This is a genomic window from Nitrospirota bacterium (assembly GCA_040756155.1).
Lineage (GTDB): Bacteria > Nitrospirota > Thermodesulfovibrionia > JACRGW01 > JBFLZU01 > JBFLZU01.
Genome location: JBFLZU010000070.1, coordinates 38,729 through 50,127 on the forward strand (window position 1 = coordinate 38,729; position 11,399 = coordinate 50,127).

An 11,399-nucleotide genomic window follows, 5' to 3' on the forward strand; every position below is an offset into this window, starting at 1 on the left:
CAATTCCTTTACGATTTAATCCTCTTCAAAAAGAAAAGGAGTTCATCAAGCTGAAACTCCTCAAGATTCAAATCATCAAGCAGACGATTTAATACATCTCGATAATGTGTCCTTACTCGTTCAAATATTCTATAGACTGTATCCTTATCTATCCCTGTAAGCTTGGCGGTTGTCCTTATACTATTCCCTTCCGCAAGATACCTTAATGCCTTCAATATTGTGACTTCATCTGTGTGGAGTCTGAAGAATATAGAGTTTCTTCGCTCTGAGAAACGGAAATTGCAGGTTTTACACCTGAGGAGTCTTCTTCCCCTTTTACCATAAATATCGTAAAAGGTGATATTACCTCCACCTTTTTTCCCGTAGTCCCTGCATTCTTTATTGGGACAATAAAAATCTTTTATTCTCACAAGGTTATTTTATATAATATAAATTTATGAGTGTCAAGGGAAAAATACAATGATATGGGGACAGCCACTTGACTTTTACTATCTTATCGGCTATTTTCTTTAAGGACATTAGATAGTTATTATCTAACGTCCTTAAAATCTATTTGGGATAGATATGAACATCACAGAGCAACTTAAACTTATAAAACGTGGTACAGTAGAAATTATATCAGAGGAGGAACTTTTCAACAAGCTCAGAATCTCTCAAGATAAAGGAAAGCCTTTAAGGATTAAGGCGGGATTTGACCCTACTGCTCCCGACATACATCTCGGGCATACGGTGCTACTTCAGAAACTCAGACATTTTCAGGAACTCGGGCATGAGGTCATCTTTCTGATAGGCGATTTCACAGCCATTATTGGTGACCCTACAGGAAAAACAGAAACAAGAAAACCACTCACCCCTGAAGAGATATTAAATAATGCCGAAACATACAAAGAACAGGTATTCAAAATACTTGATTCATCAAAGACGATTGTGAGATTTAATAGTGAATGGCTCTCAAAGATAACCAGTGTAGAGTTTGTCAATCTTGCATCGAAATATACGGTTGCGAGGATGCTTGAAAGGGAAGATTTCAGGAAACGGTTTGAATCGCAGAAACCTATAAACATCCATGAATTCCTTTATCCTCTGGTTCAGGGTTATGATTCAGTTGCGATAGAGTCGGATGTTGAAATTGGCGGGACAGACCAGAAATTTAACCTGCTTTTAGGCAGAGAACTCCAGAAAGAATATAGGCAACAACCACAGGTTGTTATCCTAATGCCCCTACTTGAAGGGCTGGATGGTATAGAGAAAATGAGCAAGAGTCTTGGAAACTACATTGGTATCACTGAGCCACCGAGGGAGATTTATGGAAAACTTATGTCAATCAGCGATGAACTGATGCTCAGATACTATGAACTTTTGAGTAATATATTAGTTTCCGAATTAGAGGCTCTGAAGAGGGGATTAAAAGATGGCTCAGTGCATCCAAAGAAGGCAAAAGAGTCGTTGGCGATCGAGATAGTCGAAAGGTTCTATAACAGGCAGATTGCTGAGGCTACAAGAGAGGAATTTGACCGCATTTTCAGGGAGAAACAGCTACCTGACGAAATACCTGAGGTAATCCTTAGATGGGAAGGTAAAGTGATGTGGCTTCCGAGGGTTTTAGTTCTCGCAGGAGCAACAAAGGGGACCACCGAGGCACTGAGGTTAATCAAACAGGGTGCTGTGAGTGTTGATGGAAAAAGATGGACAGACCCCAATGGAGGGCTTACAGGTGACAGACCTTACCTTATCAAGATAGGGAAGAGGAGATTTTTGAGGGTAGTTCCAGAAATACTTAAATAACCTCAGAATCAAACTTACTACCCTTACACCTTCATATGCCTTATGAACTTACCTTTTACCATATAGACCACCATCTCTGCAATATTTGTTGCGTGGTCGGCTATGCGTTCGAGATATTTTGAAACATAGGTAATCCTCACTGCCCTCGATATAGTATGGGGGTCTTCCATCATAAAGGTGAGTAATTCCCTGAATATCTGGCAGTTGAGGTCATCAATAAAGTCGTCATCCCTGCATACCTTCAGGGCAAGTTCTGGATCCTTATTTACAAAGGCATCAATTGCCTCTTTCAACATCCTCTGTGCAGCCTCTGACATTCTTGGTATATCTATGTAAGGTTTTAATATCGGTTCCTGATTGAGCTCTAACGCACGCTCAGATATATCTACAGCAAGATCACCAATACGCTCTATGTCGGTTATTATCTTCATTGCTGTAGTGATAAATCTCAAATCTCCTGCCCGGGGTTGTCTTAAGGCTATAAGCCTTATGCAGTCTTCGTCAATCACGACCTCAAGGACATTGACGGTTTTATCTTCCTCGATTACCTTCATGGCGAGGTCTGAATCTCTCTCAACGAGTGACCTTATTGAGTTGTGCACCTGATCTTCAACATAGGCAGCAAGCCTTAATACCTTTTCTTTAATGATTTTTAATTCTTCATCGAATACAGTCATCATCCGAACCTCCCCGTTACATATTCCTCTGTCAACCTATTAGATGGATTCGTAAAGATATTATCTGTTATGTCGAACTCGATAAGCTCCCCTAAGAGGAAAAATCCTGTATAACCCGATACCCTTGCTGCCTGTTGCATATTATGAGTAACTATAACAATAGTATAGTTCTTTTTCAACTCCTGAATCAGTTCCTCGATCTTTGCTGTGGAGATTGGATCAAGGGCGGATGTTGGTTCATCAAACAGGATAACCTCAGGTTCGATTGCCAATGCCCGTGCTATACAGAGCCTCTGCTGCTGTCCACCTGATAGTCTTGCTCCTGATTGATTGAGGTTATCTTTTACTTCATCCCATAGGGCAGCAAGCCTCAAAAACCTCTCAACTGTCTGATCAATCTCTGACTTCTTTCTTCTTGACTCAAGAATAATGCCTGCTACTACATTTTCGTATACAGTCATTGCAGGAAAGGGGTTTGGTTTCTGAAAGACCATTCCTATCCTTCTTCTGATAAGCACAGGGTCAACATCAGTGTCATAGATATTCATACCGTCAAAGATTACCTTTCCTTCACATCTTGCACCGATTATTTCTTCGTGTAGCCTGTTAAGACATCTCACAAAAGTGGACTTCCCGCAGCCAGATGGCCCTATGATAGCCGTCACTTCATTCTGCTTGATAGACATGTTAATATTCTTAAGCGCCTGGTTTTTACCAAACCACGCATTAAGATTTTCAATAATAAATTTTGCCTTATCTCCGAACTCCGAACTTCGAACCTCTGCCCTGATTTTGTCGAAGGGTCCAAATTCTTTATCTTTTTCCTGCATATATCCTCGCTATTATATTGGTTATAAGGACAATCCCCATGAGGCATAGTGCTGCTGCCCATGCCTTTTGATGCCAGTCTTCATAAGGTGAGACCGCATAGACATAGAGCTGAACAGGAAGATTTGCTATTGGCTGGTCAGGCCTCAAGTTCATATAAGAGTTGCCAAAGGCAGTAAAGAGAAGTGGTGCAGCCTCCCCACCAACCCTTGCAATAGCAAGCATAATCCCCGTGATTATCCCTGATTTTGCGGTACTCAAGACAATCCTTATGATGGTTTTCCATCTCGGTATCCCGAGGGCAAGAGATGCCTCTCTAAGAGTTTCTGGTACCATCTTAAGAAGCTCTTCTGTAGACTTCACTATTATAGGAAGCATGAGAAGGGAGAGAGCAAATGCCCCTGCAATGGCAGAAAACCTTCCCAGTGGTAATACTACTATAGTGTATGCAAATATTCCCATAACAATGGCTGGTATACCTGTAAGCGTATCGGATACAAATCTCACAGCAGATGCAAAAGAGCCCCTGCCATATTCTGAGAGATAGACCCCTATGAGGATTCCAGCAGGTATGGAGAGAAGACCTGCGAGACCAACAAGATAGAAACTCCCTATAAGGGCATTAGCCATTCCTCCTCCCGGGACCCCAACAGGGGTTGGCAATTTTGTAAAGAAATCAAGATTTATACCGGCTGCCCCTTTGTAGATGATATAGCCAAGGATGAGAAAAAGCACTGCTATACCAATAAAGGCTGATGCCACTGAGAAAAAGAACATTGCCTTTTGAGTCAATTTGCGTCTTGTATATCTTAAATTATTCATCTAAACCTTGACCTCTTCAAATCTCTTCATCCTCCATAACAAAAACCTTGCAAAGGCATTAAGAATAAAAGTTATAACAAAAAGGATGAGTCCAAGCTCTATCAGAGAAGATATATAAAGCTCATATGTGGCTTCTGTAAATTCATTAGCAATTACACTTGCAATTGTATAGGCAGGGTCAAGCAGGGAAAGAGATATGTTTGGAGTATTACCAATAACCATTGTAACAGCCATAGTCTCGCCAAGTGCCCGTCCATATCCAAGAATAACGGCGCTAACTATACCACTTCTTCCATATGGGAGCATAACCCTCCATATAGCCTCCCATCTTGTCATACCGAGAGCAAGGGCAGCCTCCTTTTGATGTTGAGGAACCGCAGACAACACCTCCTTTGAGATGGATGAGATTGTAGGGATTATCATTATTGCTATTATAATTCCTCCTGTAAGCATACCAACGCCGAGGGGGTAGCCTTTGAAAAAGGGTAGAAAACCAAGGTATTTTCCGAGAACTGGCTCTACATGAATTTGCATCACAGGGGCGAGGACGAAGAGGCCCCAGAGACCATAGATAACGCTCGGTATGGCTGCTAAAAGCTCTATGATAAAAGAGACCGGCTGTCTCATCCATCTCGGTGCAAGCTCAGAGAGAAAGATGGCTATGCCAATGCTTATAGGAAAGGCAATGAAAAGAGCCAAAGTTGCAGAGACAAATGTTCCCCATATGAATGGTAATGCGCCAAAGAGCCTCTGGACAGGATCCCATTCCCTTGAAAGTATAAACTTAAGACCAAAGGCATCAAAGGACAACCTGGATGAAATAATCAACTCAAAGAGGATGCCAATACTTAATAGAAGAAGAATAAATGATAGAAAGGCTGTAAACCATTTGAATGCCTTGTCTTTGTTGAGTAGGGGCAAACCAATGAGTCTGCCCCTCTCTGCCATCCTCTTTTGCAACATACTCCCTACAGTTTTTTCAGTGCTGTTAACACCTTTATTTTTAAGCTCTCAGGCATCGGGACATAGTGGAGTTCCTTTGCATGCCCATCACCATTTTTATATGCCCATTCCACGAACTTCAAGATTGTAGATAATTTGCTTCTGTCCATATTTTTTCTCAGGATGAGGTATGTGAAGCCTGCTATTGGATAGGAATCCTTGCCCTTTGAATATGTAAACTTTACATAAAATTCAGGTGGAACATCAGCGTTGGCTGCTGCTGCCTTTGTTGTTTCTATGGTTGGATAGACAAAGTTCCCATCTCTGTTACGGAGCATTGCATAGGACATCTTTGTCTGAAGGGCATAAGCAAGTTCTACATAACCGATAGCACCCCTTGTCTGCCTCACAAGACCAGCGACCCCTTCATTGCCCTTGCCTCCAAGGCCAACAGGCCATTTAACAGAAGTGCCTGAGCCCACCCTTGTCTTCCATTCTTGGTTAATATCGCTCAAGAACCATGTGAATATATTGGTTGTCCCACTCCCATCTGAACGGTGAACAACTATGAGGGGTAAATCTGGAATCCTAAGATTTGGGTTAATCTCCCTTATCCTTTGGTCGGTCCATTTTGTGACCTTTCCGAGATAGATATCAGCAACAATCTCAGAGGTCAATTTTAATCCTGATGGTATCCCTGGCAGGTTATAGGCGACTGCTACTGCCCCTGCAACGGTTGGAAACTGGATAAGACCATGTTTATCGATCTCTTCCTTTGGTAGCGGGGCATCACTTGCACCAAAATCAACAGTGCCAGCCTTTACCTGCTGAATGCCTCCACCGCTGCCGATGGACTGATAGTTTATCTTTATACCTGTATTCTTCTCATACTGATAGAACCACTTTGAATAAAGTGGATAGGGGAAGGTTGCCCCTGCACCATTAATAATCTCTGCTTCGGCAGTCATACCAAAAGCCATGACCAGAGCAAGTGCTAAAGCAAGTGCTAATGTTAATCTCAAAATGTTCTTCATTTTCTTCCCTCCGAATATTTAAAATATTAGGTTTAGTTTGTTACAATTTCATTACGATACTATTACAATTTTGTTAAGGTTATGGCATTTATAATCACCTCCTTTTTTGAGGCGAAAGATAGCAGTTAATTATTACAGAATTATTAAGGTGTGATGAAGATGTGGTTAAAAATGAAGGACCCTCAGGTAACAGGGAGAACGATACTTACCTTTGTTCCCTTTCCGATAGCACTCTCGATCTTCAGCGATCCGTTGTGTAGATTAACGAGGTGCTTCACTATTGCAAGTCCGAGTCCTGTTCCTCCGAGTTCTCTTGACCTTGATGGGTCTATACGGTAAAACCTCTCACCGAGTCGTGGTATATGGTGTGGTGATATGCCGATGCCAGTGTCTTCAACACTGACTTCTACGAAGTCAGTGAGTTCGGAGTGCTGAGTTATTAGTTCAGGAATTTCCTTACTCCTTGCTCCTAACTCCGAACTCTTAACCCTCCGGGCTCGCACGGAGACGTTTCCCCCTTCAGGTGTAAACTTTATCGCATTATCAAGTAGATTAAGTAGCATCTGGGATAAATAGTCCCTATCTGCAAGGACTTCTGGAAGGTCTACTGGTATATCGCTAACCATCATGATTCCCTTATCTTCTGCCATAGGTCTGAGTAAGAAAAATATTGGGTCAATAACTTCTCTCAGAGTAATGGGCTTAATATCAAGATGCACATTTCCTGATTCGATCTCTGATAGAGTGAGCAGATCGTTTATAAGCCTGCTTAGCCTCTCGACATGGCTGGCGATGATTTTTAAAAATTTCAGAGCATCATCTCTATTCTCTATTGCTCCACCAAGCAGGGTTTCGGTAAATCCTTTTATGGCAGATACAGGGGTTTTAAGCTCGTGAGAGACATTGGCAACAAAGTCCCTTCTTATCTTTTCAAGTGTTTTTATCTTTGTTATGTCGTGAATAATCAATGCCGTGCCAGTGGATTTATTATCTGACCCGTAGATTGGGACTGCATCAACTGTGACGATCTTCTCAACAGGACGTTGTAAGGTTACATCGCTGGTTACGAATTCATTAGTATTATATGCTTTTTCCAGGATTTCAAGCAGGTCGTTGTTCCTTAATACCTCTATAAAAAGCTTTCCTTCAATACTATCAGAAATATTAAATAGCCTGTAAAATGATTCGTTTGCAAGGACAACGATCCCCTTCCTGTCGATGAGAAGGAGTCCATCAATCATCCCTTTCAGAACTGCTTCAAATCGCAGCCGCTCCCGGTTGATTGTAGATATCTTCTCCGTGAGGTCGGATGCCATAAGGTTTAGATTTTCTTTTAGCATGCCTAACTCGTCTTCTGTATCTTTAATGAGTCTGTGTTTAAGATCTCCGCTCGCAATTTTTCTCGAAAATGAGACGATATCTCTTATCCCGGAGGTTATTGAGCGAGAAAAAAGGACGCTAACTGTAAAGAGTGCAAGAAGTCCTGCGGCAGATGCGAGGGCTACCCTTACCCCGATCGTGTTTATAGTATCTTTAACCACCGTTAGTGTCATGGATAGCCTCAGTATCCCCCCTTGACTTTCTTTACTGCTGCCAAATGTGACAGCGACATAGAGCATATCTTTTCTCACCGTACTGCTGTGTCGTATAGAACGACCTACACCGGTCTGGATAGCATCCTGAATCTCAGGCCGCATTAGATGGTTTTCCATTCCTTCTGGCGATTCATCTGTATCAGCAATTACTCTGCCATCAGGGGCAATGACTGTGATTCTCGCATCAGTCATTTTTTTGAACAGGACTACCTGTGATTGATAATCGATAGGAATTTTCAGGGTTGAAAGGTGATGGGAGATAAGTCTGGCATGTTCCCTGAGTTTTTCTGCTGTTATGTCTATAAAGTATCTTTCGATAGCACCGGTTATATATATCTGTGTGAAGATCAAAACGGCTGATGTTATACCGATGTAGAAGATTATCAGTTTCCAGAGGAGACTTTTCTTTGTCATTGCTCTTCCTCTATAAATCTATAACCCAAACCACGGACTGTCTTGATGTATTTCGGCCTTTCCGCATCTTCCTCGATCTTAGTCCTTAGGCGGCGGATGTGGACATCAACAGTTCTCGGTTCGACAAAGCCTTCGTTTTTCCATACATTATCAAGTATCTGGTTTCTACTGAATACCCTTCCCCTGTTTTCTGCGAGGAACTTTAGGATATTAAATTCTATCGGTGAAAGTTCTACTACTTTATCCTTTATAGTTACCCTGTGTCTTGTGGGATCAATCTCCATATCTATCGCTGTTATCTTCTTTTCTTCAGCGACACCTTTCCTTCGTAATACTGCCCTTACCCTTGCGATGAGTTCTCTTATGCTGAACGGCTTTGTTATATAATCATCCGCACCTATCTCAAGACCAATTACCCTATCCATCTCTTGCGACCTTGCTGTAAGCATAATGATCGGGGTATGAGAAATCCGCGGCTCTTTCCTTATGAGCCTGCATACCTCAAGACCTGATAGTTCCGGAAGCATAAGGTCAAGAATCAATAAATCAGGAGGTCTTTCCCTCACTATCTCCATGCAACGATATCCATCTTTTGCTTTCTCAACAGAAAATCCTTCTCTACTCAGATTGTACTCAAGGAGCGTAAGGAGGTCTTCTTCGTCATCTACGATAAGTATTTTCTGTGGCATGGTTCAGTATATCATATCCCCGTTGATAAATCTCCATGTCCTCTCGTCCTTTGGATTCTCAAAGAATTCCTGAGGTGGGGCATCTTCTATTATCATGCCATCTAAGAGAAAGAACACCCTGTCAGCCAGCCTCTGCGCCTGAAACATGTTATGTGTGACCATGATGATGGTAGGGCGATATTTTCTCCCTATTGTTTTTATAAGTTCTTCAATAATAGCAACACTTCTTGGATCAAGCGATACGGTTGGCTCGTCAAGAAACATAATCTCTGGTTTAATCGCTATTGCCCTTGCAAGTACAAGACGCTGAGCCTCACCTGTGGAAAGGGAAAGGGCGTTCTGGTTTCTTTTATCCCAGATGCCGACTTCTTTAAGCGTTTCCTCTACTATTGCTTCTATCTCTTCTTTTCCGAAACCTCTGAGTTTCAATCCATATGCGACATTCTTATATACAGATGTGTTGAATATACCTCCCTTAGGAAAGACCAGCGTTATCCGCCTTCTCAGTTCTATCGAGTTATCAAAGGTCTTAGATTCATCGTCATAGACGACCTTTCCTCTATCAGGGCTTTCAATGAGAGCACATATCCTCAGAAAGGTTGATTTACCACTCCCGTTTGGACCGATGATTGAGAAGACCTTTCCAGCCTCGAAGGTAAATGAGCAGTTATTTAATACAATTTTACTGTTATAACTTTTTGTGATATTAGATACCTTAAGTCTCAATTTGCTCATCTTTGTTTTATTCCTCTTTTCTGGAACCAGTAAAGTAGTGTATTAACAATCAAAGAGATTAAAAGCAGAACAATACCTAATGCCAGTGCAAGTTCAAAATTTCCTTTATCCGTCTCAAGGGCAATTGTGGTAGTCATAACCCGTGTGTATCCTGCGATATTCCCTCCGACGATAAGTATTGCACCTACCTCTGCAATGGCACGACCAAATCCTGCTATAACCGCTGCTGTTATAGAATACCTTGCTTCTGTTATCACCTTTACCGATGCCTGCAGCGGTGTTGCTCCGAGTGCCATCGCTGCGTTTCTTATTGTATCCTCGACATTCACTATTGCAGCATGTGAGAGGGCAGCGATGATAGGGGTTGCAAGTATTGTCTGGGCAATAGCCATCGCAGAAGGTGTATAAAGCAATCCCATGAAACCGAAGGGTCCACTCCTTGAGAGAAGCAGATAAACAAATAATCCAACGACTACTGGTGGAAGTCCCATAAATGTGTTAAGAAGACTTATTATAAAATCCCTTCCAAAAAACCTTCTCATACTAACAACTGCACCTATAGAAATCCCTATGAGTGTTGAGATAATCAATGCCACTCCAGAGACCTTAAGAGATAGAAAGATTATGCTGTAGAGTTCCTTATCAAATGAAAGTATAAAGGAGATTGCACGACTGAAACCGGAAAGGATAATATCCATAATTTTCCTCTATTTTGCATTCGGGTAGAAAAGGGCATTTCCATGTTTATCCTTGAAACTCCCGATAGCCTTCTGTCCCTCAGGTGATATAATCCATTTGATAAATTTCATTGCCTCTTTGAATTTAATATAGGGGTGTTTCTTTGGATTTACAGCCATTACGCCATACTGATTAAAGAGGATAGGGTCTCCTTCAAGCACAATTACCATGTCGAGTCTGTCTTTGTCCTTTGTGGCAAGCCATGTTCCTCTGTCTGTAAGTGTATATGCCCTTTTCTCATTTGCTATTCTCTGCGTTTTCTCCATACCCTGTCCAACCTCCAGATACCATTTTTCTCCCTTTGGGTTTACCCCGTTAGAAAAGCTTCTTCTAACGGGGTTTATTCCAACTTTTTCCCAGATAGATAGCTCTTTAATGTGAGTTCCTGAACGGTCTCCTCTCGATACAAAGAAAGAGTTGGCATTTGCTATTTTACTGAAGGCATCTGATGCGTTTTTCATACCTTTGATTTTTGCAGGGTCATGTGTTGGACCAATAATCACAAAGTCATTGTACATCACATCATGCCTGTTGACAAAATGTCCCTCTTCGACTGCTTTCAATTCCAGTTCTTTTGCATGAACAAGAACAACATCCGCATCACCCCTTTTTCCTATTTCAATGGATGCTCCTGTTCCAACACCTATCACATCCACTTTGATACCTGTCTTCTTTTCAAATATAGGCAGGATATAATCAAACAACCCCGAGTTCTGAGTGCTTGTTGTTGAGGCACAGCGGATGCGGACATCTTTCCCATAAGAGGTATCCCATACAATTGTTATAGCAAACATTATAAAAAATGCTAAGAATTTTAATCTTATTAACATTGCGTTATAATTTGCATGCATACTTTCTTCTTGACATATTATATATCGCCGTGATAAATAATCAAGTCCTTCTGAAAGAGGAAGGTTCTTGACAATATCATCCTAAATAGGGTATAAATATTTTATAGATGTTTGGTCTTTGAAAACTAAATAGCGTGTGTTTCTGACAGATAACCCTTTTCAAATTCTTTGGAGAGTTTGATCCTGGCTCAGAACGAACGCTGGCGGCGCGCCTAACACATGCAAGTCGGACGGGCCTTGTGTGTAGCACAAGGAAATTTGAAGCACGAAGCACCAAATCCGAAACAAA

12 protein-coding genes and 1 rRNA gene are annotated in these 11,399 nt (G+C 41.6%); 2 read left to right on the forward strand and 11 right to left on the reverse strand.

All coding sequences use genetic code 11. The features are described from left to right. Positions 1-8: 8 nt before the first annotated feature. On the reverse strand, positions 9-410 hold the full coding sequence (locus AB1488_07265; protein MEW6409896.1) for a helix-turn-helix domain-containing protein: 402 nt from the start codon (positions 408-410) through the stop codon (positions 9-11). A 154-nt stretch (positions 411-564) separates the two neighbouring features. On the opposite strand from AB1488_07265, the gene tyrS reads away from it, so the two are divergent. Next, positions 565-1,785, forward strand: a complete 1,221-nt coding sequence (gene tyrS / locus AB1488_07270) for a tyrosine--tRNA ligase (GenBank protein MEW6409897.1) — start codon at positions 565-567, stop codon at positions 1,783-1,785. Between the two features lie 23 nt (positions 1,786-1,808). Here tyrS and phoU read toward each other — a convergent pair whose 3' ends face one another. The 10 genes from phoU to AB1488_07320 form a co-directional block, all read right to left on the reverse strand. Beyond that, a complete protein-coding gene (gene phoU, locus AB1488_07275; GenBank protein ID MEW6409898.1) occupies positions 1,809-2,465 on the reverse strand; it encodes a phosphate signaling complex protein PhoU in 657 nt (218 codons plus the stop codon). Next, the gene (pstB, locus tag AB1488_07280) at positions 2,462-3,292 is read right to left on the reverse strand and encodes a phosphate ABC transporter ATP-binding protein PstB (protein ID MEW6409899.1); all 831 of its coding nucleotides are present in this window, start codon (positions 3,290-3,292) and stop codon (positions 2,462-2,464) included. The genes phoU and pstB overlap by 4 nt, the downstream gene beginning before the upstream one ends. After that, entirely contained in the window at positions 3,276-4,112 is an 837-nt protein-coding gene (pstA, locus tag AB1488_07285) for a phosphate ABC transporter permease PstA (GenBank protein MEW6409900.1), read from the reverse strand. The genes pstB and pstA overlap by 17 nt, the downstream gene beginning before the upstream one ends. Then, complete coding sequence (gene pstC, locus AB1488_07290) at positions 4,113-5,060, reverse strand: phosphate ABC transporter permease subunit PstC (protein ID MEW6409901.1); 948 nt, start codon at positions 5,058-5,060, stop codon at positions 4,113-4,115. A gap of 20 nt (positions 5,061-5,080) precedes the next feature. Further along, positions 5,081-6,088, reverse strand: coding sequence for a phosphate ABC transporter substrate-binding protein PstS (gene pstS / locus AB1488_07295; GenBank protein MEW6409902.1), 1,008 nt, complete (start codon positions 6,086-6,088; stop codon positions 5,081-5,083). A 182-nt stretch (positions 6,089-6,270) separates the two neighbouring features. Next, positions 6,271-8,097 (reverse strand): ATP-binding protein, encoded by a 1,827-nt coding sequence (locus AB1488_07300; protein ID MEW6409903.1) that lies wholly within the window; start codon positions 8,095-8,097, stop codon positions 6,271-6,273. After that, positions 8,094-8,786 (reverse strand): response regulator, encoded by a 693-nt coding sequence (locus AB1488_07305; protein ID MEW6409904.1) that lies wholly within the window; start codon positions 8,784-8,786, stop codon positions 8,094-8,096. The genes AB1488_07300 and AB1488_07305 overlap by 4 nt, the downstream gene beginning before the upstream one ends. A gap of 3 nt (positions 8,787-8,789) precedes the next feature. Further along, positions 8,790-9,521 (reverse strand): phosphate ABC transporter ATP-binding protein, encoded by a 732-nt coding sequence (locus tag AB1488_07310; GenBank protein ID MEW6409905.1) that lies wholly within the window; start codon positions 9,519-9,521, stop codon positions 8,790-8,792. Continuing rightward, positions 9,518-10,219, reverse strand: coding sequence for an ABC transporter permease (locus tag AB1488_07315; protein ID MEW6409906.1), 702 nt, complete (start codon positions 10,217-10,219; stop codon positions 9,518-9,520). Before AB1488_07315 ends, AB1488_07310 begins: the two co-directional genes overlap by 4 nt. A gap of 9 nt (positions 10,220-10,228) precedes the next feature. Beyond that, positions 10,229-11,053, reverse strand: coding sequence for a substrate-binding domain-containing protein (locus tag AB1488_07320; GenBank protein MEW6409907.1), 825 nt, complete (start codon positions 11,051-11,053; stop codon positions 10,229-10,231). A 222-nt stretch (positions 11,054-11,275) separates the two neighbouring features. Here AB1488_07320 and AB1488_07325 point away from each other — a divergent pair. Further along, positions 11,276-11,399: ribosomal RNA gene (locus AB1488_07325) — 16S ribosomal RNA — on the forward strand; the annotation flags it as partial.